Source organism: Bacillus sp. N1(2025) (assembly GCF_053470005.1).
The window spans coordinates 191,023-213,151 of the sequence record NZ_JBLTJB010000002.1; the positions used below are offsets into that span (position 1 = coordinate 191,023).

The following is a 22,129-nucleotide window of genomic DNA, read 5'->3' on the forward strand; positions in this document are numbered from 1 at the left end:
CCGCGTGCAGGCTTTTTTTACGCCGTCTCCTCGGGGACGAACGCAAGGATGCCAATCCCGATTACAAACAAAATGATCAGGCTGAACACGGCGGCTGACGAATTTCCGGTCAGCTGGGCGGTGACGGCAATCAAAAGAGGGCCGATAATCGAAGCGAACTTGCCGAAAATATTATAAAAGCCGAAAAACTCATTGGCGTTCTGTTTGGGGACAAGCTTGGCAAAGTAAGAGCGGCTCAGCGCCTGAATACCTCCTTGGGAAGTGGCGACAAGCATAGCCAAAACCCAGAAATCAAAAGCGGAATCCATAAAATAAGCGTACGTGCAGACAATCATATACACGCCGATTCCGGCATAAAGCATCGTTTTTCCTTTAAACCGTTCGGCCAGCCGTCCGTACAAAATCGAAAAAGGCGCGGCGACGACCTGTGTGACAAATAAAACAATCAGCAGATTTGCCGCGCTGATGCCGAGGTCAGCCCCGTATGATGTGGACATCGTAATGATGGTGCCGACCCCGTCGATGTAGAAGAAATAGGCGAGCAGAAACAAAAACAGCGCCCGATGCTTCCTGATCTGCTTCAGCGTGCCGGCCAGCCGTATAAAACTGCTGAGTACAAGCCGCGGCTCCCTCTCGATATAATAGCGCTGGCGGACGCGGAGAAGGAGCGGGATCGAAAACAGCCCCCACCATGCCGCCGTAATCAAAAAGGCAATGCGGCCGGCAGTCTGGGCGGACAGCGGAATCACCTCCGCTTGTGCTGAAAGAATGACGGCAATGCTGAGGAGAAAAGGGATTGTGCTGCCGATATAGCCCAGTCCAAATCCCCTGGCGGACACCATATTCATCCGCTCCTTTGCGGCCACATCAACGAGAAACGCATCATAAAACACATTAGACCCGGCAAAGCCGATCGTGGAAATCGTATAACAAATTAATAACAGCATCCAAGATTCGCCGGGAATCAAAGCCAGCGCGGCGGTGCCCGCCACACCGATCAGAAAAAAGAAGGCAAAAAACCGTTTCTTGCATCCTTTGTAGTCGGCAATCGTTCCTAAGACGGGGCCGAGCATCGCCAAAATAAAAGTCGCGGCGGCAATCGTATAGCCCAAATAAGCGGTGGAATCAGCCGCGCTGACACCGTTTTCCGCTGCCGCGGCTTTAAAAAACAAGGGGAACACCGCCGTCATAATAATGACCGAATAAGCTGAATTGGCCCAATCATACAGCATCCAGCTGCTTTCTTCTTTCGAAAACCGTTTCATCACACACGCTCCTTCCCAAAAACCGGTTCTCTGCATTATATGCGCCGCTGCCTCATCGTTGGACAAAGATTTCTGAACGGCGTTTTCTGATTGACCTGGAGATATTGAACTAGTTCAAAGGTGTAGCAGGTAAATGGTCAGGCGGGAGGTAGACAGAATTGAAGATTGCGAAAGTCATTAGTAATAATGTCGTCAGTGTGCTCAAAGAAGGCAATCAGGAATTGGTCATCATGGGCCGGGGCATTCCATTTTAGTTTCCTTGTATTTATTTTGTCTTACATTCACATATGACTTGGTTAAGGCAGGCAAAACCTAAATTACAATGAGCGCTGATCATTTCTGTTTGTGCTGATGGTAATTTAGGTTTTTTTAAGATTCATTATTATCATTATTCTGACCGATGTCCCCTTTTAACAGAATCATGTATGATTGATAAAGAAATCGCTTTCAAAGAAAGGGGAATGCCGACATGTTTTATCATATGAAACGAGTGCTGCTGCTTCTTGTCACTGGATTGTTTTTGAGTTTGTGTGCGATCACTTCTACTGCATCAGCTCAAACAGGCGGATCGTTTTTTGAACCTTTTAACAGCTATAACTCCGGATTATGGCAAAAAGCAAATGGTTACTCCAATGGAGATATGTTCAACTGCACGTGGCGTGCAAATAATGTATCCATGACGTCATCAGGTGAAATGCGTTTGGCGCTGACAAGCCCGTCTTATAACAAGTTTGACTGCGGGGAGAACCGCTCCGTTCAAACCTATGGCTATGGACTTTATGAAGTCAGAATGAAACCGGCTAAAAACACAGGGATCGTTTCATCGTTCTTCACTTATACAGGTCCAACGGATGGAACTCCTTGGGATGAGATTGATATTGAATTTTTAGGAAAAGACACGACAAAGGTTCAATTTAATTATTATACAAATGGCGCGGGAAACCATGAGAAGGTTGCGGATCTCGGATTTGACGCGGCCAATGCCTATCATACGTATGCGTTCGATTGGCAGCCAAACTCTATTAAATGGTATGTCGATGGGCAATTAAAACATACTGCGACAAGCCAAATCCCGACAACACCGGGAAAGATCATGATGAACTTGTGGAATGGGATAGGTGTCGATGACTGGCTCGGTTCCTACAATGGTGTAAATCCGCTATACGCTCATTATGACTGGGTGCGCTATACAAAAAAATAATGTACAGAAAAGGATTTCCGCAAACGGAAATCCTTTTTTAATTAAAACGAAATAATCCCAATCAAAAGCGCCGCAATCGTCATCACAATCGTTGTTCCCACGGCCCATTTAATAGTGAATTTTTGATGGTCGCCAAAGCTGACGCCCGCCATTCCGACCAATAGATAGGTGGATGGTACAAGCGGGCTGAGCAGATGCACCGGCTGGCCCAGCAAGGAGGCTCTTCCGATTTCAGCGGCGTCTATTCCGTAAGCGGAAGCGGCTTCGGCAATGATGGGAAGGACACCGAAGTAAAAGGCGTCATTCGACATGAAAAAGGTGAAAGGCATGCTGGCAATCGCAGTGATCAACGGCAGATGCGGGCCCATTGCATCAGGGATGAGGGAAACGAGAGAATGCGCCATCGCATCGACCATTTTTGTGCCGGAGAGAATGCCTGTGAATATGCCCGCAGCAAACACCATTGAGACAACGTTTAACGCATTACCCGCATGCGCTGAGATCCGTTTCTGCTGCTCTTTGACATTTGGATAGTTGACCATCAAGGCGATGGCGAACGCGATCATAAAAAGAACAGGGATTGGCAGCAGGCTGGTGATCAGCGCGGCCATCAGGGCGACAGTCAGCAGCAGGTTGAACCATTGGAGAGCCGGACGCTTGAGCGGCGTCGCCTCCGGATCAGAAGACGGTGCATGTTCAATCGAAATGATGCCGAGCCGCTTCCGTTCTTTTTTTCCGAGGAGATAAGCAACGGCGATCACCCAGAGAACGCCGGCGATCATAGCGGGAATCAGCGGCGTAAAAACTTCTGACGTGTCCAATTTCAAGGAAGCTAAAACCCTCGCCGTCGGCCCGCCCCACGGAATAATATTCATGACTCCCGAACCGAGCATCGCAATCCCCGCCAGCACCAAACGGTTCATGCCGAGCCGTTTGTAAAGGGGCAGCATTGCCGCAATCGTAATCATATACGTTGTTGTCCCATCTCCGTCCAGCGAAATGGTCATCGTCAGAACCGCTGTGCCGATGGCGATTTTTAACGGGTCCCCTTTGACAAGCGATAGGATTTTGGCAATGAGGGGATCAAACAGACCTGAGTCAATCATAATGCCGAAATACAGGATGGCGAATAACAGCATGATCCCGGTAGGAGCGAGGTCTGTAACGCCTTGAATCATCATCTCGCCGAGATCTTTGCCAAATCCGCTGATCAGGGCAAACACAACAGGAACGACAATCAAAGCAATAAGAGCGGAAAGCCGGTTAGACATAATAAGATACATAAAGACAATCATCATCACAAAACCGAGTATGGCAAGCACGATATGACCTCCCCTGTTCAACAGCTGTATTAGTAAGCGCTTTCACGATTTATTTCTGTGAAAATGGCTTATTTCAAAATGTGTATGACCGCATATGTAAATACAGACCTAAAATCCTAATGAGCGGATCAGCAGTTTATATGAAGAACGCCGCGGGTAAATGTGCTGTAGAATGTTTCGTTTTAAAAGGGGGAACTGACATGAGTGATGATCAAAACAAACGAGTAAATGAACACTCAAAGGACGAACAGCTGGAGCAGTACCGGTCTGATAACAGCGGCAAAAAAATGACGACCAATCAGGGGCTTCGCGTGTCTGAGGATGAGCATTCTTTAAAAGCGGGCGTCCGCGGCCCCACGCTGATGGAGGATTTTCATTTTCGTGAAAAAATGACGCACTTTGACCACGAGCGGATTCCGGAACGGGTCGTTCATGCGCGCGGGTACGGCGTTCATGGGCATTTTCAGGTGTACGAACCGATGACGGAATATACACGGGCGAAATTTTTGCAGGACCCGTCCGTCAAAACGCCTGTTTTCGTCCGTTTCTCAACAGTGGCGGGCTCCAAGGGGTCAGCCGACACCGTCCGTGACGCCAGGGGATTTGCGACGAAGTTTTATACTGAAGAAGGGAACTATGACCTCGTCGGAAACAATATTCCGGTGTTCTTCATTCAGGACGCGATCAAATTCCCGGATCTCGTTCACGCCATAAAACCGGAACCGCACAATGAAATGCCGCAGGCTGCGACGGCTCATGATACGTTCTGGGATTTTGTCGCAAACAATCCTGAATCCGCGCACATGGTCATGTGGACGATGTCTGACCGCGGCATCCCGCGAAGCTATCGGATGATGGAGGGCTTCGGCGTGCATACGTTCCGTTTCGTCAACGAGAAAGGAAAAGCGCGCTTTGTCAAATTCCACTGGAAACCCGTGCTCGGCGTTCATTCCCTCGTATGGGATGAAGCGCAGAAAATTGCCGGGAAAGATCCCGATTTCAACCGCCGCGACCTGTGGGAAACGATTGAAAACGGCGGCAAAGTCGAGTATGAGCTCGGTGTTCAGATGATAGACGAAGAAGACGAGTTCAAATTCGATTTCGATATCCTTGATCCGACGAAGCTGTGGCCGGAGGAGTTGGTTCCCGTCAAGCTGATCGGAAAAATGACCCTTGACCGCAATCAGGACAATGTCTTTGCGGAAACGGAACAGGTTGCCTTTCACCCGGGAAATGTCGTGCCGGGCATTGATTTCACCAATGATCCGCTTCTTCAAGGCCGGCTTTTCTCTTATACAGATACACAGCTCATCCGTCTTGGCGGGCCGAATTTTCACGAGATTCCGATCAACCGGCCGGTCTGCCCGTTCCATAACAACCAATACGACGGCTACCACCGGATGACGATTAATAAGGGTCCCGTCGCCTATCATAAAAATTCCCTGCAGAACAATGATCCGTCGCCGGCCTCAGAAGAAGAAGGCGGATACGTTCATTACCAGGAAAAAGTAGAAGGCAGAAAAATCCGCCAGCGCAGTGAGAGCTTCAATGACTATTTTTCTCAGGCCAAGATGTTCTGGAACAGTATGTCTCCCGCTGAGAAAGAACATATCATCTCCGCGTTCTGTTTTGAAGTCGGAAAAGTGAACAGCAAGGATGTGCAGCAGCAGGTGGTTGATGTCTTCAGTCATGTCGACGCCGGGCTTGCCGAGCGTGTTGCGAAAGGAATCGGCGTGAACCCGCCGCCGAAGGACCGTGAATCTGATGAAACGTTCACTTCCCCTGCCTTAAGCCAGGAAAACACGGTGAAGACGGCAGCGACAAGGCAGGTTGCGGTTTTAACCGACCACGGGTTTTCTGATGAGAAAGTCAAACAAGTGCTTGACGCATGCAAACAGGCGGGAGTCAGAGCCGATATCATCAGCCCCGCGCTGGGAACCGTCAAGGGAGAAAACGGTACGAAGCTGGAAGCGTCAGCCACTTTCCTGACAGCGGATTCCGTCCTGTACGACGCTGTTTTCATTCCGGGCGGAAAACAAAGCACAGACAGCCTCAAAGCCCAAAAATCGGCCAGAGACTTCGTTAACGAAGCCTTCAGCCATTACAAAGCGATCGGCGCCTCCGGTGAAGGAAAAGAACTTCTCGCCCTCGCCGCCGGAACCGAAAACGGCCCCGGCCTTGTTCCGGACGGAAACTGCGAACAATTTCTGAAAGCCGTGGCTGAGCATCGGCATTGGGACAGAAACATATAAGAATGAAAAAGCGCCTTTTATGAGGGGGGCGCTTTTTTCTTGTGAAAGTGAAATATCTGAACGAAGCATTAATATTTGGAGAAAACGAAAATGGCTTCCGTGCAAATCCGTACCTTCCGCTGTCCGGGACATTCAGACAACAGTTTTAGAGAGTCAGGGCATTGCATTATTTAAAGGGTTCTGACTGCTGGTGAAATGATCTTTGGTTTACTTCCGCTCTTTGTTTGTGTATCTTAGGGGTAGATTTTCTGGAGGAGCGAATAATAGTGAAGCCGTTTACCGAAAAACAACTCGAAGAATATTACCGGCGTGACGAAAACATGATGATTTTGGTGTTTGCCCAATGGTGCGTCAATCATGACCTTGATCCGATGGCCATTTACAGCAAGGCTTACCCCGGACAGCCTTTAAACGAAGAGCTGCGAAAAACGGCTGAAGAACTTGTCGTGCCGAAGGAGGAATCAGAACCGATTCCTGATCAAACCGTTATCGGCGTTTTGGAGATGTTCGGCAACTCCGATTTGGCGGAAGCCGTTTATGAAGCCATTGCGCAAAGACCTTCACGGTAAAAGAGGCGTGGATTTTCCATGTCTCTTTTTTTCATGGAGAAAATGTGAAAGAAGGCCCAGAAACAATTTGCTGATCCGCGCTGTCTATAGAGTGTAACCCGTTTTCAAAAAGGGAACGGTAATGAAAAGGAGGAGTTGTGATGAAAAAGGCATTCAAAATGATGGCGGCCGTGCTCTTAACAGTGCTGACAGCCGCGCCGTTCGGAGGTTTCGCGCCTTCAGCTGAGGCCGCGCAAACCGCAAAGCCCGTTGTCAAAAGCCATACGTATAAGCATGTAAAGCAGCTGACATACCCCGAGGTCACAAATACGGGAAACGCATCTTTTGAAAAGAAAATCAATCAGGACTTCAAGCGCTATATTGAACAATCGTACAAAGAATATGTGAAAAACAAAAAAGACGGTGAGAAACAAGGCTACAAAGCGGAATACCAGGCAGATTTCAAGGTGAAGTATAATCAAGACGGCAAGCTCAGCATTCAGACGGAAGACTATAGTTACACAGGCGGCGCACACGGGCTGACATCCGTTCAGACCTTTAATTACGACCTGGCCGCAAAAAAACGGGTCACACTCGATAATGTGCTGAATACAAAAACGAAAGCTAACAAAACGAGAGACTATCTTTACGGCTACATCAAGAAACATGACGATCTGTTTGACCAGGACGTTAAAAAACAGGAGATCATCCTGAATAACGAAAGACCTTTCTTCTTTACGAAAAACGGCATTGCCGTTGTGTTCGGACAATATGATCTCGGACCGTACGCGGCAGGAATCCGGGACGTTTTCGTACCTGCATCCGTCTATCAATAAAAAAAAGCGATATCACTCCAAAACGGAGCGGTATCGCTTTTTTTCTATTACCAGACAAACAATCCGACAATCGCCGCGCTCAATAAGGAAACGGCAATTCCGCTGACAAGCAGCTTCCAGACGTTTTTTCCGATGATGGCTGATTTTTCACCATCAAGCAGAGATTGATAAGATCCGTAGATCATGCCGATGGTGCTGAAGTTTGCGAATGATGTCAGGAATGTCGTAGCCACGGCAATCGTGTGCGGCGGAAGTGAATTCAGCTGCCCTTTCAGATCGGCCATTGCCACAAATTCATTTGTCGCGAGCTTGATGCCCATCAGCTGTGCGACATACATCGCGTCATGTCCGCCTAATCCGAGAAGGAAGGCAAACGGACTGAAGATGTATGAGAAAATCTTTTGAATGGTCAAACCGTGCATGAACAATCCGAGTACGCCGTTTAACGCGGCCGTTAACGCCACATATCCGATCACCATCGCTAAAATGACAATGACCATGTTCATGCCGACAAGCATACTGTTAGAGATTGTGGAGAAGAAGTCTTTTTTCTCCGCTTTTGAAGGAACGTAAATAATATCATCCTCTTTAGAAACGTCCACGGGATTCAGCATATTGGCGATTAAAAGGGCGTTTAAGCAATTCAGCGGGATGGCTGTAAACACATAAGTGGACGGAACCATCGTCAAGTACGATCCGATGATCGAGCCGCTGATGCTGCTCATGCTCATCAGCCCGAATGTCAGAAGCCGATTGTTGCTGACGGCGGCAAGCTGCTGGCGGATGACGGCTAAAGCTTCCGTATTTCCTAAAAACATCATCTGGATGGAGAAAAAGCTCTCCAGCTTCGGCAGACGGGATATTTTAGAAATCAGCCAGCCGATTTTATCAATGAGCCACGGCAGAATACCGAAATACGACAGCATATCAAAGAAGGTCACGACGAAGATAATCGGCAGCAATGCGCTGAAGAAAAAATCAACCGTCGGATTGGCCATAACAGACGGAAAAGCGAACGCAATCCCTTGACTGGCGCAGGAAATCAGCCATGTAAAGAACGCGCCGATCTTCCCGATGACAAAGCCGCCGACTTTTGTCCCTAACATAAACCAAGTAATCAGAAACTCAAAGACGAGGAGCATGACAATCGGACGCCATTTAATCTTCTTCTTGTTGGGAGAGCATAAGAAAACAACAGCCATGACAACAATGAGACCGACAATGTTCAATAAAAAGTACATGTGAGCAACTCCTATAAGGGTATTATGGAAATAAAAAAAGCTCTTATTCGTCACAAATTCCTGAAAGCCAGAAAGTGTGATAAATAAGAGTCAAAAGAAAAGAATAGACAGCGTCATATGCTTTTCACTCGTTCAAATTTATGCAAACTTTCTTGTAGTCTAGTCTTTTACGGCACTAGGTAGAAACAATCAGACCATATTACTGATCATATACAAGAATAACGATATTACATGAGATAGCAGTATTTTATCGTTTCAATTTTTGAAAATCAACCTTTTTAGATATTTTCAAAATAATAAATTTATATTATAAATAACGAAAATAAAGGATGTTCATAAGTAATTGGATAATAAAGGTTTAAAATACCCTCAAAAACCGTTCCGGTTCATTGTAAAGACGGGATGCAGCTGATAAAATGGATCTGAGGGCACAGCCTTCAAAAGACGGCAGAAAAGGGGTCATTTTCGTGATCATTCAGTTCATTCGTTACAGATAATGAGAGGTATAGATAAATAGGTTAAAACTTCCAATTTGGCGAGGTTTATTTGTCTATGCCTTTTTCATTTCATCGGAATAACGAATGAATGAGGTGTTTTTTTGACGTCTATAAAAAGAAAACGCGCGGAATTACTGCAATCATGCCAGTCCGTGTTCAGGTGTCCGCTATGCCGATCGGCCATGGCGGTCTCACAATACAAAAGCTTGATTTGCGGACAGGGGCACACATTTGATATATCAAAACAAGGATATGTGAATTTCCTCAATAAATCGGTCAAAACCCGCTATGACAGGCAGCTGTTCGAAGCGAGACGCGAGCTTTTTGACAGCCGGGAATTTTTTGGGCCGGTTCAAAAGGAGATCGCCGCCGTCATCAGCCGTAAGCAATCTCCGCATAAACCGGCGGCGATATTGGATGCGGGGTGCGGAGAAGGCTCTCATTTAGCCGCCGTATGCAAATTGCTTCAGCACGCTTTTTCCGTGACGGGAATCGGCATTGATCTCTCGAAAGAAGGTGTGCTGCACGCCGCAAAGGCCTTCGGGAATCATATGGTTTTTGCCGTCGCTGATGTGGCGGATGCGCCGTTTGCCGACAGCTGTTTTGATGTCGTAATGTCCGTTTTATCACCTTGGAATTACAAGGAATGCAGCAGGCTTTTAAAAAAGGGCGGCACAGTCATTAAAGCGGTGCCGCGGCGTGATTATTTGAAGGAAGTAAGGGAATTCTTCTTCGGAGACAGTCCTCGGCGGAATGACACCGCCGATTCTGCGGCCGGACGATTCCAAGCGGGCTTTCAAACCTTTGAGCGCAAACGGCTGTGTTACACGAAGACCTTATCGCAGCCTGACCTCGAGCGGCTTGTGAAAATGACGCCCTTAACATGGAAATGCACTGATGACAGCATCCGGCGGTTTATCAGCCGGAAAGAGGCTGCTGTCACGATAGATATCGATATTTTAATCGGAACCGGTCCGCTGTAAAACGGAAAAGACACGCTAAACGCGTGTCTTTTTTTTATTTCCAGACTTCACCGGCAATGTTGACGACATGGCGCAGTTTCGCCCATTGCTGTTCTTCTGTGATCAGGTTTCCTTCCTCAGTGGAGGCGAATCCGCATTGCGGGCTGAGGCAAAGCTGATCCAGGCTGACATATTGTGAAGCTTCTTCAATCCGGCGTTTAATCGCGTCCTTGTCTTCAAGTTCGCCATGTTTCGACGTAATCAATCCAAGCACAAGCTGAAGATCAGAGCGTTTGACATAGCGGAGCGGTTCAAAGCCGCCGGAGCGGGAATCATCATATTCCAGGAACAATCCGTCAAGATCAAGCCCGTCAAAAATCGTTTCAGCCGCTGCATCATAGCCGCCTTCAGCCGTCCATGTGGATTGGAAGTTGCCGCGGCAGATATGCATCGTAACCTTCAGATCGTCAGGGCGGTCCTTGATGGCGTCATTAATGGAAGCGGCAAACAGCTTGCGCAGCTCATCCGGCGTTGTGCCGAAAGCTTCAATCTGACGAAGCCCCGCTTCTGATAAGAAAACGGCCCATGCGGTGTCATCGAGCTGAAGGTAGCGGCACCCGGCGTCATAGAAAGCTTGAATCGCTTTTTTATACGCCTTTGACACATCGTGCTGAAATTGTTTGTAATCATTCTGGTAGGACGCTTTTTCCAATTTTCCGCGGAAAAACAGCATATTCGGACTTGGGATGGTCATCTTCGGAACAGCATCGCCGGCAATGCTGTGCAGGAATTTATAATCTTCGAGCATCGGATGCTGAGAAAAATCAATATCTCCCGTTACTTTAATGCCGCGCGCTTTCGTCTGTACGTTGTGAAACTGAATGCCGCTTTCAGGCGTAAATGCTTCGACGCCGTCTAAGTTTTCGAGAAAATCAAAATGCCACCAGGCACGGCGGAATTCGCCGTCAGTCACGACATTGAGGCCGGTTTCTTTCTGCTTTTCCACACTGCGGATGATTTCTCTGTTTTCGATTTCGAGCAGCTGTTCTGCCGAAATCTCACCCGCCGCTCTTTGCAGGCGGGCTTGCTTCACAGCCGCCGGCCGCAGCAGGCTTCCGACCTGATCCGCGCGAAACGGCGGGTTTTTTCTTAGAAGCGTATGCAATGGTTGTTCTGTGTTTTGCTGTGACATGAACGATTCCTTCTTTCCTGATGAAATATAAAAAGCTCTTCCCTCGGATAGGGAAGAGCTTGCGTCCGCAAATCTCAACCTTATCTTCAGGATTTAGCACCATTCTGCTGAACAGCGGTTGCCGGGTATCATAGGGCCAGTCCCTCCACCTCTCTTGATAAGGAAATATGCTATTTTTCAGAATAAACTGTAATACTCTTAATCTTAGTATATTATCTTATATTGTCAATATATTTCGATAAATATTTTTATTTGTCACCCTCAAATAGAATCATATCTATCACGATGGCGATCGCGAGACAAAGAACGATATCCTCTTCCTTTTCAATCTGCAAATGATAGGAATCGCCCCAGCTCATCCATGATTTGGTGACGGTCATCCGGTTTGATTTTCCGTCTGTCACTTGAAAATTCCGGCCCCACACATCGCCGGTAAGATCCCAGCCGAGTCCGGAAATTTCAAATTTCGGTTTGAATAACGTGACTTTCTTGATGACTTGGCAGACGGGTTTGCCGCTGACGGAAATCTCGTAACGGGGAACGAGCGACATTAGTTTCTGATTGACGCTGGCGAGCGTGCGGCCGTCCAAATCAGTCAGCTTCAGTTCATCACCGAATGAAAACAGCTTTCCTTCAACATTGTAGACTTCTTTCCCGCTTTCAAGAAACACTTGAAAACGATTCTTAAACGTAAACATCCGCTCTTTGATATAAAAATGGTACATAAAAAAACTCCTTTTTTATGTTGTACGAAAAAAGGAGGCGGATGGTTTCATATCGGCCGGGTGCATAAAAAAAAGGCTGCCGATTTTGCGGCAGCTGTCGTTTTTATGATAGCGGCATCCGGCGTTTTTGACGGATCGCATTTAAATCAATGATGTTATTCGTGTCGGCAGCTGTCACCAGCGGGCTTGTCTTTGGCGTTTTCCGGCGGTTGTCCTTACTGAAAGAGAAAACAAGATACCCTGTCAAAGCAGCAAAAATAAGTAGCATCATTTTACATACCTCCCAAAAAAAGTTTTGGTATTATTATTGTACAAAAAAACAAACGAAAAGTATTCAAACAATTGTCACTTTTTTAAAAAATAACGTCATTTTCCGTAAAAATGACTATGGGTTGAAGAAAATTTGCTCTTGTTGTGGTTCTATAGATTGTATCGGCTGATGAATGATGATCGTTTATATAACTTTTTCACTATTTTTTGTAAGAGTCTAATTAACCACTTCGTTGTTTTCGTTTGCCTTGTGTTATTCAGTACCCTAAAAAACCTTATAATATGCAAAATAACTGCTTCTAACAGATGACTGCGGAATGACAGCGCTTTCTTTATTTTTTTAAAGAAAACGAGATGTTATCTTAAAAAAATCGTTTGAACATTTTCCGCAGCTTTTTAAAAGGGTTTGATTTCGTCTCCAGAACACGCGGGTCTTTTAAGGTTTTTTTCAATTCTTTCGCTACAGTCCCTCTTGCCATAGTCTTCACTCCTTCTTTCCATTTCATACCTTATATACGGAAAGAAAGAAGGAAAGGTTTCATGTGAAAGAAAAAAACCAAAGCAGGGGGCTTTGGTTTTAAGCGCGCTCTTCAAAGAGCCTGGCGATTTCAACAATGACGTTTACCGCCTTTTCCATATGATCGACGGAAATGTATTCATATTTTCCGTGGAAGTTTTGGCCGCCCGTAAAAATGTTCGGTGTCGGCAGTCCCATGTAAGAGAGCTGTGATCCGTCGGTTCCGCCCCGGATCGGTTCGATAATCGGTTCGATATCGAGGTTTTTCATGGCCTGATAGGCGACATCGACTATCTCTTTGACCGGTTCGATTTTTTCTCTCATGTTGTAATATTGATCACGCAGTTCAAGCTTGATGCTTTCCTTGCCGTATTTGGCCGCCAGCGCATCGGCGGTTTTCTGCATATATTCTTTTCGTTCTGCAAAGCGGTCTCTGTCGAAGTCTCTGATGATGTACGACAGGGCGGCTTCAGAAACGTCTCCGTTCATGGAAAGTAAATGATAGAAGCCTTCATACCCTTCCGTATATTCCGGCGCTTCTTCTTTCGGCAGCGCGTGATGAAATTCCATCGCGATTTTTGAAGCGTTGACCATTTTGTTTTTCGCCGTTCCCGGGTGGACGCTTTTTCCGTAACAAGTCAGCTTTGCGGCGGCTGCGTTAAAGCTTTCATATTGCAGTTCGCCGAGGGGGCCTCCGTCTATCGTGTAGGCGAATGCGGCGTTGAAGCGGCCGACATCGAATTTGTGAGGGCCTCTGCCGATTTCTTCATCGGGCGTGAACGCGACCCGGATCGTTCCGTGTTTGATGTCCGGATGTTTGATCAAGTACGCCATTGCCGTCATGATTTCGGCAATTCCCGCTTTGTTGTCGGCTCCGAGCAGCGTCGTGCCATCTGTTGTGATCAGCGTCTGGCCTTTATAGCGGGAGAGCTCCGGGAATTGCTCAGGCGACAGAACGACATTGAGTTTGTCATTCAAAACGATATCATGTCCGTCGTAGCTCTCAATAATCTGAGGATTCACATTTTTTCCGGTAAAATCGGTCGCGGTGTCCACGTGAGCCAGAAAACCGACAGTCGGCACGTCTTTATCCGTATTCGCCGGCAGAGTCGCCATGACGTACCCATTGTCATCGACTGTGATTTCTGTCATGCCGATCGACTTTAATTCATCTGCCAGCATGTTGGCCAATGTCAGCTGGCCGGGGGTTGAAGGGCAGTTTTCATTGTTTTCGTCAGACTGTGTATCGACTTTTACGTAAGAGGTAAAGCGTTCAATGATTTCATTTTTCATACCGTCATCTCCTTTGTCTTATCTTACCATGCGCGGGGGAGGGATTTCTATTTCACAACCCGTTTGAATCGAGGGCTCTCTGTTTTACGCGAATGAAAACAAATTATGAAGAAACGATGACTAAACGATTAAACTTTTTGGAAATGGATGTTTGAGAAAGAAAAAACCGATATAATATGGTCAATTCATTCAATAGAGGAGGCTTTCTTCATGGCGATTTTAGTGACAGGCGGAGCGGGTTATATCGGAAGCCACACATGTGTCGAGCTGTTAAACGGCGGCTATGACATCGTGGTTCTGGATAATCTGTCAAATAGTTCACCGGAAGCATTGGAGCGTGTGAAAGACATTACCGGAAAAGGGCTTGTGTTTTATGAAGCGGATCTCCTTGACCGTGATGCCGTTCACCGGGTGTTTGCTGAAAATGAGATTGAAGCCGTCATTCATTTTGCGGGATTAAAAGCGGTCGGTGAGTCTGTGGCTGTTCCGCTCCGTTATTATCATAATAATCTGACGGGGACGTTTATTTTATGTGAAGCCATGCAGGCACACGGTGTGAAAAAAATCGTCTTCAGTTCTTCAGCGACGGTTTACGGCGTTCCGGAAACAACGCCGATCACTGAGGATTTTCCATTAAGCGCGACCAATCCTTACGGGCAGACAAAGCTGATGCTGGAACAGATTTTACGCGATCTGCATAAAGCGGACTCTGAATGGAGCATTGCGCTGCTCCGCTACTTTAATCCGTTCGGCGCGCACCCGAGCGGCCGGATCGGAGAAGACCCGAACGGCATCCCGAATAATTTAATGCCGTACGTCGCCCAAGTCGCTGTCGGCAAGCTTGAGCAATTGCAGGTGTTCGGCAATGATTATCCGACAAAGGACGGCACCGGCGTGCGGGATTACATCCATGTCGTTGATCTTGCCGAGGGCCACGTCAGAGCGCTTGAGAAGGTGCTGAACACAACAGGCGCGGATGCCTATAATCTCGGCACGGGAAGAGGCTACAGCGTTCTTGAGATGGTCAAAGCGTTTGAAAAAGTATCAGGAAAAGAAGTGCCGTACCGTTTTGCCGCCCGGCGCCCGGGAGACATCGCCGCATGCTTCGCAGACCCGGCAAAAGCGAAGGCTGAATTAGGCTGGGAAGCAAAGCGCGGGCTTGAAGAAATGTGCGCCGACTCTTGGAAGTGGCAGTCCTCCAATGTGAACGGGTACCAAAAGGTGTAAAAGAAAGAGACCTTCAAATGGTGAAGGTCTCTTTTATTACGGTCATTATTTAATTTTCACTTCAACATCGTTGCTGAACTTTAATTTCCAAGTGCCTTTAGAGTATGCGTTTTTATCAACTTCAAAAGCTTTTACGTCAGTAACTTTAATGTTCGGGTTCAAGTCACTTAAAATTTTACTGTTGTCTACTTTTGTTTCTGTTGCATAGCTTGAAGAAGCATCAATATCTGAATCATAGGATGTTCCTTTAGAATCTACTAATTTCGCTCTTGGAATGGAGAAAGAGCTTAACGGCTTGTTTGAAACATTTTTAACTGTGTATTGAACAGCTACGATAACGCCGCCGTCAGACGCTTTTTTCTCGACAAATTGAGAGCCTACTGAATCTCTTTTTTCCACTTTGGTAACAGTAACTTCAGTTTTCTCAGTCTTAACAGTGTCACCGATGTTATACAGTTTTTCCTTGGATTCCGCAGCTTTTGAAGACGCGGTTTTAGATGATGAAGATCCGCCGCCGCCGCCGATGTTTACGAGAATGATAATAACCACTACCGCCAGAAGCAATGTGATAATTTTATGTCTCATAAAAAAGTTTCTCTGATCTTTACCGCAGTTTGGGCATTTTTTAACGCCTTTAGCGATTTCTTTGCCGCATGCCTTACAAGACACCAGGTTGCCTGCCATAATATTTCCTCCTATGTAAACTATTTCTTAAAAACTACATACTATAATGCCTGTAAAATAACCTATAGTCAATAATATTTTGAGAAAAAAAGTATTTTGATGGTTTTTTAGTCATGTATTTTAAAGGCCTTTTTTAGTATCGGCAGATCGTTCGAATTTTTTATAGGTTTATTGAAAAAAGAGTGGTTGAACATGTTCGTGATTTCCCGTATAATCTTGAAAGATATACAAAAACTGAACATAAAAAACAGTGGTTTTCTAGGGTTCCGCAATGCTGAATTGGTCTGGACCGAGAGAAAACACACAGCAGGTTCCTGCTGTGACACGTTGGGATAAAAGCCCGGGAGTTTCTGCTCTTTTGATGAAGAGTGCTCTCCCGGGCTTTTTTGATTTTATAAAAAAGGAGTGTCTGGGATGAAAAAGAGATTGCTGGATGTGCTGATGCTGATTATTGGAGCTTTTATCTTTGCTTTGGCTGTTAATTTATTCGCCATTCCGAATGATCTTGGAGAGGGCGGGGTAACGGGAATCACCCTGATCTTGTACTATGTGTTTGAATGGTCGCCCGGGGTGACGAATATCATTTTGAACGGGATCTTATTGATTATCGGATATAAATTTTTAGACGGAAAAACAACGCTTTATACGATCATTACCGTTGTCGCCAACTCACTGTTTCTGCATCTGACGCATGATTGGCACTCGCCTTCACATGAACTCATTATTAATACTATTTTTGCGGGTGTGTTTGCCGGTGTCGGAATCGGGATCATTATTCGAGTCGGAGGCACGACTGCGGGTTCTGCCATTTTGGCGAGGATTGCGAACAAATATCTCGATTGGAATATCAGTTATGCGCTTTTGTTCTTTGATCTGATTGTCGTCTTCAGTTCTTATTTCATCATCGGTGCGGAAAAAATGATGTTTACCATTGTCATGCTGTACATCGGAACGAAGGTGATGGACTTTATCATTGAAGGCCTGAATACGAAAAAAGCGGTGACGATTATATCTGAGCATAAGCACGAAATCGCTGAACAGGTCAACACGCTTATGGACAGAGGGGTTACGCTGCTGTCGGGTAAAGGAAATTACACGGGGCAGTCGAAGGAGATTTTATATATCGTCATCCAGAAACAAGAGCTTTCCATGCTCAAAAAAATTATTAAAAGCTGTGATACAAAAGCGTTTGTCATTGTTCATGATGTGCGTGACGTCTTTGGCGAAGGCTTCGTCGATATCTCTAAATAAAAAGAATCCCTCTGCCGGCGCGGAGGGTTTTTTTCTTATGCCGGCAGATGATCCGTTTCCCGGGAAATAGCCTGAAAGCTGTTTCTTAAAACGAAGTGGATACAATCGGCCGGACGTTTTATACTGAAAATATGATAGAGAGATAGAGAGGAGCGCATATGAACCCGTTATTGGCAATTTACCCAAGGGCTGTGTTGTCTGATACGTGCTGTACGGCGGAGGATGTCTTTTGCTTTTATGATGAAAAAAGGCGGGGCTATGTCGCCATTCCGAAGGAGGATATCACCCCGAAGGAGAAACTGCTTCTGGAATCATTTTTGACGCCCGCTGAAGAAAAAGGCGATTTTTTTCCGGAGACGGCGGCAGCAAAGAGGTGGCGGCGTTTTCTGCTGGAAGAAGGCCCGGTGCCTGATGTCAAGGAGCCGCGTGTCCGTTTTATCCATTATGACTTATTGGGAGAACGGGACTGGGGGGCATTTACGGAAGCGCTGCGCCATTTCTGGCCGGTTTCATATATAGTTGTCCGGACGGGAAGGGATCAAGGCGTGATTGTGGAGGAAGAAAAGCTGGAAGCGCCCGATTCGGATGACATCGCATCTTTTGTGAAGATTCTCGAAGGCGATTTTTATTTCAGTGTCCGTTTTTTCATCGGAAGGTATTATGGCGCGGGAGAACGTCTGCGTCTTCATTATCGGAGAGAACAGCAATATTGTCAGATTGGCCGGCGTTATCTCCCGCAGCTGAGCACGCTGACCGCGGAAACGGTATTTCCGGCCTTGCTCATGGAAGAAAGCAGAGAAAAGCTCTCAGCCTTGCTTCACGAAGAAGCGGCGCTGCTGTTTCAGAAAGAACCGGAGCTGAAGCATACGATTCAGACTTTTATTGAACATAACTCGAACATGTCGCTCACATCGAAAAAACTGCATTTGCACCGCAACAGTCTTCAATATCGGATTGATAAATTTGCGGAACGCTCGGGTATTGATATTAAGACATATCAGGGCGCCCTGCTGGCTTATTTCATTTGTCTGCAGTATGAAAAATCACATTAAATGGGAAATGTGCACGAAGGCAGCGGACTTTTTTTATGAACATTGCCTATATCCGCCGCCGTCTGACGCTGTTACAATCCTATTTAAGAAAGCGTTTGCAAAAAAAGGGGGAGATGACATGGCGGAACTTCGGCTGGAGCATATTTATAAGTATTACGATCAAAAAGAGGCGGCTGTCGATGATTTTAACCTTCATATTAAAGATAAAGAGTTTATCGTGTTTGTCGGTCCGTCGGGGTGCGGCAAGTCGACAACATTGAGGATGGTTGCCGGGCTGGAAGACATTACAAAGGGCGATTTCTATATCGGTGACACGAGAGTGAATGACATCGCTCCTAAAGACAGGGATATCGCCATGGTGTTTCAAAACTATGCGTTATATCCGCACATGACGGTCTATGATAATATCGCTTTCGGTCTGAAGCTGAGGAAGATGCCGAAACCGGAGATTAAAAAACGGGTCGAAGAAGCGGCAAAAATGCTGGGGCTCACAGAGTATCTGCACCGCAAACCGAAGGCGCTCTCCGGCGGGCAGCGGCAGCGGGTTGCATTAGGCCGGGCGATTGTCAGGGACGCCAAAGTGTTCTTAATGGATGAGCCACTGTCAAATCTGGACGCAAAGCTTCGGGTGCAGATGCGGGCAGAAATTATTAAGCTGCATCAAAGGCTGCAAACAACCACAATCTATGTGACGCACGACCAAACAGAAGCACTGACGATGGCGACACGCATCGTAGTCATGAAGGACGGAAAAATTCAGCAGATCGGCACCCCGAAAGACGTGTATGAACATCCCGAAAACGTATTTGTCGGCGGGTTTATCGGCTCCCCGGCGATGAACTTTTTCAAAGGAAAGCTGACGGACGGCGCCATTCAGATCGGTTCGGCCGCTCTCGGCGTGCCGGAAGGGAAAATGAAAATGCTCCGGGAAAAAGGGTATGCCGGCAAAGATGTTATCTTCGGCATCCGCCCGGAAGACATACATGACGAGCTGATTGTGGTAGAATCCTATAAGAATTCATCCATCACAGCTAAAATCAATGTCGCGGAATTGCTCGGGTCGGAAATTATGGTTTATTCCCGGATCGGGGATCAGGATTTTATCGCCCGGATTGACGCCCGCCATGACATTCATGCCGGTGAGGAATTGACCGTCGCTTTCGACATGAATAAGGCTCACTTTTTTGACAGTGAAACAGAAATCAGAATCCGCTCATAACGCAAAGCCGGACAGCTGGATGTCCGGCTTTTTTGATGTAACAATTTATGACGCATAACCGATATAAAAAGTAAATAGAAGACAGAAAGCAGGAAAACGATGAAACGCATAATCATGTGCATGTGCCTTTTGGCTGCCGTGTTTACGCTTGCCGCCTGCTCGGGCCATGAGGCAAGCGCCGAACAAAGCATTCCGAAGGCAGAAGCGCACCACGATAAAAAATCTGTAAAGCGCCAAATCAAAAAGCAGCCGGATACGTCCGCCTGGGTTCAAACGAAAGGAACGGCAAGACTGCCGATTCTGATGTACCACAGCATTTCAGAGGGAAACAGCCTGCGTGTGCCGAAGGAAGAATTCCGGCAGCATATGAAGTGGCTTCATGATCACGGCTATTATACGATGACTCCTGAAGAGGCCTATCTGATGCTGACGGAGGATAAGGAGCCGCGTGAAAAATGTGTTCTGATCACATTTGATGACGGCTATACCGACAATGTGAAAGCGGCCTATCCCATTTTAAAGAAATACAAGATGAAAGCGACAATCTTTATGATCGGAAACTTTATCGGGCATAAGAATCATCTGACTGAGAAGCAGATGAAGGAGATGGCCGCCCACGGCATTTCCATTCAGAGCCATACGATGAACCATCTCGAATTGAACGGGCTCACACCGCAGCAGCAGCGACGTGAAATGAAGGACTCTAAGCGTTTATTTGATCAAATGTTCGGACAGCGGACGTCTATGATCAGCTACCCTGTCGGACGATATAATAAGGAAACATTAAAAGCCGCCGCCGCGTCAGGCTACCGTATGGCGGTCACGACGGAGCCGGGAGCGGCGTCAAGAGATCAGGGGCTTTACGGGCTTCACCGCGTCCGTGTGTCGCCGGGCATGTCCGGCGCGGCATTCGGCTCTTATATTCAAAATGTGATGAAATAACAGAGCCTCCGCATCATGCGGAGGCTTTTTTCAGTTTAATAGAATTGATGAAGCAGCAGAAGGGTGACGCTCACGGTAATCGCTCCGCCGATCCTGGTCGACACTTGGGCGAACGGCATAAGCTCAAGCCGTTCAGCGGCGCTCAAGATCGCGACGTCGCCGGTGCCGCCCTGGCCGGAATGGCAGGCATTAATAATCGCCGTCTCAATCGGGTACAGATTCAGCCATTTTCCGGTCAGAAAACCGACGGCCATCATCGTGACGACGATTGATAAAATGGTAATGATGTTGCTGATCGTAAACGCCGCAATCAGCTTGTCCCACGGTGTCATTGAAACGCCGATCGCAAATAAGAGCGGATAGGTCACGGCTGTCGAGAAAAAGCGCGAGACGCCGAAGGCTCCGTTTTCAATCGAAGCCGGCGCCAGCCTGAACAGCTTAATGAGAACGGCAAGGACGAGCATCACGACAGGAGCCGGAAGCTGAAAGAAATCATGCGCCAGCATGCCGACCAAATAGAGGGAAACCGCTAAAATACCGCCCGAAGCGAAAAAGGACAAATCAAACGTTTTATCATTGGCCGGCTGTTCCAATGCGGGAGCGGAATGATCAGACTTATCAACCTTCCCGTTGCCCGTCCATTCCGGTTTGCGTTTCCCGATGACATTCAGCAAACCCGATAACATAATGGCGCACAGGCTGCCGAGCATGATGGACGGCAGCACAAGCGCAAAGGCGTCTCCCTGGGACATCGGCATAATATCGGAGTAGCCGATGGATAAAGGAATCGCGCCTTCACCGACACCCCCCGCCATAATCGGAACGACAATATAAAGCAGCGTGTGCTGAAAGCCGAGCCCGAGCAGCGTCCCGACGCATAAGCCGACGATGGCGGCCGCGATCGAGCCGGCGATCAGCGGAATAAAAATCTTGACGAAAGCTTTGACGAGCGTCTCTCTTTTCATCCCGAGAATACTGCCGACGACGATACCGGCAATAAATAGATAGAGAAAGTTGGAGCTTTCCGTGAATTCTGTTGTTGAAGTAATAATGTCTTTCGGAAGCAGGTGGTAGTAGACGACAGCGGATGGAATAAAGGTTGCGAGAATCGCAGGACCGCCGATGGAACGCACGATCGGAATGGATTTTCCGATCTGGCCGAAGGTAAATCCGAAAAAACTCATGACGGCAATTGATGTCAGAATGTCGCTTTTTACATCACGGCTCATGACAAACACCGTAATAAGCAAGAAAAGCAGGATATAGATAGGAAGAGGAATAATGCCGATTCTTATATTCATTGCTCTGGCAAACCAGTTATCAGTCCGTTCCTGTTTTTGGATTGAATCCGTTTGCAATTTTGGTTGAAGTTCTCCCATGCTTGTTCCCCCAGTCGTTATGTAGTGAAAAAATATCCCCATTTAAAGTATACTAAAAAATTTAAATTGTTCATATATTATGAATTTACTAGAGGACATGCTTACTTCACATTTTCTTTCTCAAAATGGCGATTTGGCGGGCTTTTTCGCCGAGAAAAGCATTTTGTTCGCCACACGAATAAAAAAGAGGTACGATATCAAAGGGACAAATATCCTAGGCGCTGACATAAAATCTCTACAAATCCGACAATAAT

19 protein-coding genes, 1 pseudogene and 3 riboswitches are annotated in these 22,129 nt (G+C 46.9%); of the genes and pseudogenes, 11 read left to right on the forward strand and 9 right to left on the reverse strand.

The features are described from left to right. Positions 1 to 17 precede the first annotated feature (17 nt). Positions 18 to 1,268, reverse strand: a complete 1,251-nt coding sequence (locus ACNFN4_RS05815; protein WP_139024039.1) for an MFS transporter — start codon at positions 1,266 to 1,268, stop codon at positions 18 to 20. Between the two features lie 155 nt (positions 1,269 to 1,423). Here ACNFN4_RS05815 and ACNFN4_RS05820 point away from each other — a divergent pair. Both ACNFN4_RS05820 and bglS read left to right on the forward strand, forming a co-directional pair. Beyond that, positions 1,424 to 1,516, forward strand: a pseudogene (locus tag ACNFN4_RS05820) (CAT RNA binding domain-containing protein); the annotation flags it as partial. 218 nt (positions 1,517 to 1,734) lie between these two features. Further along, entirely contained in the window at positions 1,735 to 2,466 is a 732-nt protein-coding gene (bglS, locus tag ACNFN4_RS05825) for a beta-glucanase (protein ID WP_022553983.1), read from the forward strand. 41 nt (positions 2,467 to 2,507) lie between these two features. Here the strand turns inward: bglS and citH are convergent, their stop codons facing one another. Next, a complete protein-coding gene (gene citH, locus ACNFN4_RS05830) occupies positions 2,508 to 3,788 on the reverse strand; it encodes a citrate transporter CitH (protein ID WP_021494706.1) in 1,281 nt (426 codons plus the stop codon). Positions 3,789 to 3,988: 200 nt separating this feature from the next. Here citH and ACNFN4_RS05835 point away from each other — a divergent pair, with 200 nt between their 5' ends. The 3 genes from ACNFN4_RS05835 (at position 3,989) to ACNFN4_RS05845 (ending at position 7,424) form a co-directional block, all read left to right on the forward strand. Then, positions 3,989 to 6,040 (forward strand): catalase, encoded by a 2,052-nt coding sequence (locus tag ACNFN4_RS05835; protein WP_094296192.1) that lies wholly within the window; start codon positions 3,989 to 3,991, stop codon positions 6,038 to 6,040. Between the two features lie 320 nt (positions 6,041 to 6,360). Further along, complete coding sequence (locus tag ACNFN4_RS05840) at positions 6,361 to 6,609, forward strand: hypothetical protein (RefSeq protein ID WP_046341506.1); 249 nt, start codon at positions 6,361 to 6,363, stop codon at positions 6,607 to 6,609. 140 nt (positions 6,610 to 6,749) lie between these two features. Beyond that, positions 6,750 to 7,424, forward strand: a complete 675-nt coding sequence (locus ACNFN4_RS05845; protein WP_021494710.1) for a DUF3298 and DUF4163 domain-containing protein — start codon at positions 6,750 to 6,752, stop codon at positions 7,422 to 7,424. Between the two features lie 47 nt (positions 7,425 to 7,471). Here the strand turns inward: ACNFN4_RS05845 and ACNFN4_RS05850 are convergent, their stop codons facing one another. Next, a complete protein-coding gene (locus ACNFN4_RS05850; RefSeq protein ID WP_014419242.1) occupies positions 7,472 to 8,665 on the reverse strand; it encodes a NupC/NupG family nucleoside CNT transporter in 1,194 nt (397 codons plus the stop codon). A gap of 135 nt (positions 8,666 to 8,800) precedes the next feature. Then, positions 8,801 to 8,901: riboswitch (purine riboswitch) on the reverse strand. Positions 8,902 to 9,263: 362 nt separating this feature from the next. Here ACNFN4_RS05850 and ACNFN4_RS05855 point away from each other — a divergent pair. Further along, positions 9,264 to 10,145 carry a methyltransferase domain-containing protein gene (locus tag ACNFN4_RS05855; RefSeq protein ID WP_072176895.1) on the forward strand — a complete coding sequence of 294 codons (882 nt, stop codon included), beginning with the start codon at positions 9,264 to 9,266 and terminating at the stop codon, positions 10,143 to 10,145. Positions 10,146 to 10,179: 34 nt separating this feature from the next. Here the strand turns inward: ACNFN4_RS05855 and ACNFN4_RS05860 are convergent, their stop codons facing one another. The 4 genes from ACNFN4_RS05860 to pepT form a co-directional block, all read right to left on the reverse strand. Further along, a complete protein-coding gene (locus tag ACNFN4_RS05860; protein ID WP_022553978.1) occupies positions 10,180 to 11,316 on the reverse strand; it encodes a 5-methyltetrahydropteroyltriglutamate--homocysteine S-methyltransferase in 1,137 nt (378 codons plus the stop codon). 77 nt (positions 11,317 to 11,393) lie between these two features. Then, positions 11,394 to 11,480: riboswitch (SAM riboswitch) on the reverse strand. 84 nt (positions 11,481 to 11,564) lie between these two features. Beyond that, positions 11,565 to 12,041, reverse strand: coding sequence for an LURP-one-related/scramblase family protein (locus ACNFN4_RS05865; protein WP_022553977.1), 477 nt, complete (start codon positions 12,039 to 12,041; stop codon positions 11,565 to 11,567). Positions 12,042 to 12,144: 103 nt separating this feature from the next. Further along, positions 12,145 to 12,312: a hypothetical protein gene (locus ACNFN4_RS05870; protein WP_003150808.1), complete on the reverse strand. Its 168-nt coding sequence runs from the start codon at positions 12,310 to 12,312 to the stop codon at positions 12,145 to 12,147. Positions 12,313 to 12,888: 576 nt separating this feature from the next. Beyond that, positions 12,889 to 14,121, reverse strand: coding sequence for a peptidase T (gene pepT / locus ACNFN4_RS05875; RefSeq protein ID WP_014419238.1), 1,233 nt, complete (start codon positions 14,119 to 14,121; stop codon positions 12,889 to 12,891). A gap of 210 nt (positions 14,122 to 14,331) precedes the next feature. On the opposite strand from pepT, the gene galE reads away from it, so the two are divergent. Next, entirely contained in the window at positions 14,332 to 15,348 is a 1,017-nt protein-coding gene (gene galE / locus ACNFN4_RS05880; RefSeq protein ID WP_014419237.1) for a UDP-glucose 4-epimerase GalE, read from the forward strand. A 45-nt stretch (positions 15,349 to 15,393) separates the two neighbouring features. Here the strand turns inward: galE and ACNFN4_RS05885 are convergent, their stop codons facing one another. Further along, positions 15,394 to 15,933, reverse strand: coding sequence for a DUF4352 domain-containing protein (locus tag ACNFN4_RS05885; protein ID WP_119834765.1), 540 nt, complete (start codon positions 15,931 to 15,933; stop codon positions 15,394 to 15,396). Between the two features lie 346 nt (positions 15,934 to 16,279). Beyond that, positions 16,280 to 16,381: riboswitch (guanidine-I (ykkC/yxkD leader) on the forward strand. Between the two features lie 65 nt (positions 16,382 to 16,446). Between ACNFN4_RS05885 and ACNFN4_RS05890 the strand changes: the two genes are divergently transcribed. From ACNFN4_RS05890 to ACNFN4_RS05905, 4 genes are all read left to right on the forward strand, one after another. Then, entirely contained in the window at positions 16,447 to 17,283 is an 837-nt protein-coding gene (locus tag ACNFN4_RS05890; RefSeq protein ID WP_003150818.1) for a YitT family protein, read from the forward strand. A gap of 158 nt (positions 17,284 to 17,441) precedes the next feature. Then, positions 17,442 to 18,335, forward strand: coding sequence for a PucR family transcriptional regulator (locus ACNFN4_RS05895; RefSeq protein ID WP_072176898.1), 894 nt, complete (start codon positions 17,442 to 17,444; stop codon positions 18,333 to 18,335). Positions 18,336 to 18,453: 118 nt separating this feature from the next. Further along, positions 18,454 to 19,554, forward strand: coding sequence for an ABC transporter ATP-binding protein (locus ACNFN4_RS05900; RefSeq protein ID WP_014419235.1), 1,101 nt, complete (start codon positions 18,454 to 18,456; stop codon positions 19,552 to 19,554). Between the two features lie 99 nt (positions 19,555 to 19,653). Then, positions 19,654 to 20,496 (forward strand): polysaccharide deacetylase family protein, encoded by an 843-nt coding sequence (locus ACNFN4_RS05905; RefSeq protein ID WP_014419234.1) that lies wholly within the window; start codon positions 19,654 to 19,656, stop codon positions 20,494 to 20,496. Between the two features lie 35 nt (positions 20,497 to 20,531). Here the strand turns inward: ACNFN4_RS05905 and ACNFN4_RS05910 are convergent, their stop codons facing one another. Then, positions 20,532 to 21,875, reverse strand: a complete 1,344-nt coding sequence (locus ACNFN4_RS05910; RefSeq protein ID WP_012118784.1) for a 2-hydroxycarboxylate transporter family protein — start codon at positions 21,873 to 21,875, stop codon at positions 20,532 to 20,534. Positions 21,876 to 22,129: the final 254 nt, after the last annotated feature.

What these genes read in the sequence shown, in the direction of transcription:
- ACNFN4_RS05905 (WP_014419234.1), top strand. Translation starts at nt 19,654, where the DNA reads ATGAAACGCATAATCATGTGCATGTGCCTTTTGGCTGCCGTGTTTACG.
- ACNFN4_RS05865 (WP_022553977.1), bottom strand. Translation starts at nt 12,041, where the DNA reads ATGTACCATTTTTATATCAAAGAGCGGATGTTTACGTTTAAGAATCGT.
- ACNFN4_RS05890 (WP_003150818.1), top strand. Translation starts at nt 16,447, where the DNA reads ATGAAAAAGAGATTGCTGGATGTGCTGATGCTGATTATTGGAGCTTTT.
- pepT (WP_014419238.1), bottom strand. Translation starts at nt 14,121, where the DNA reads ATGAAAAATGAAATCATTGAACGCTTTACCTCTTACGTAAAAGTCGAT.
- ACNFN4_RS05850 (WP_014419242.1), bottom strand. Translation starts at nt 8,665, where the DNA reads ATGTACTTTTTATTGAACATTGTCGGTCTCATTGTTGTCATGGCTGTT.
- ACNFN4_RS05860 (WP_022553978.1), bottom strand. Translation starts at nt 11,316, where the DNA reads ATGTCACAGCAAAACACAGAACAACCATTGCATACGCTTCTAAGAAAA.
- ACNFN4_RS05885 (WP_119834765.1), bottom strand. Translation starts at nt 15,933, where the DNA reads ATGAGACATAAAATTATCACATTGCTTCTGGCGGTAGTGGTTATTATC.
- galE (WP_014419237.1), top strand. Translation starts at nt 14,332, where the DNA reads ATGGCGATTTTAGTGACAGGCGGAGCGGGTTATATCGGAAGCCACACA.
- ACNFN4_RS05845 (WP_021494710.1), top strand. Translation starts at nt 6,750, where the DNA reads ATGAAAAAGGCATTCAAAATGATGGCGGCCGTGCTCTTAACAGTGCTG.
- ACNFN4_RS05910 (WP_012118784.1), bottom strand. Translation starts at nt 21,875, where the DNA reads ATGGGAGAACTTCAACCAAAATTGCAAACGGATTCAATCCAAAAACAG.
- ACNFN4_RS05835 (WP_094296192.1), top strand. Translation starts at nt 3,989, where the DNA reads ATGAGTGATGATCAAAACAAACGAGTAAATGAACACTCAAAGGACGAA.
- bglS (WP_022553983.1), top strand. Translation starts at nt 1,735, where the DNA reads ATGTTTTATCATATGAAACGAGTGCTGCTGCTTCTTGTCACTGGATTG.
- ACNFN4_RS05895 (WP_072176898.1), top strand. Translation starts at nt 17,442, where the DNA reads ATGAACCCGTTATTGGCAATTTACCCAAGGGCTGTGTTGTCTGATACG.
- ACNFN4_RS05870 (WP_003150808.1), bottom strand. Translation starts at nt 12,312, where the DNA reads ATGATGCTACTTATTTTTGCTGCTTTGACAGGGTATCTTGTTTTCTCT.
- ACNFN4_RS05900 (WP_014419235.1), top strand. Translation starts at nt 18,454, where the DNA reads ATGGCGGAACTTCGGCTGGAGCATATTTATAAGTATTACGATCAAAAA.
- ACNFN4_RS05840 (WP_046341506.1), top strand. Translation starts at nt 6,361, where the DNA reads ATGATGATTTTGGTGTTTGCCCAATGGTGCGTCAATCATGACCTTGAT.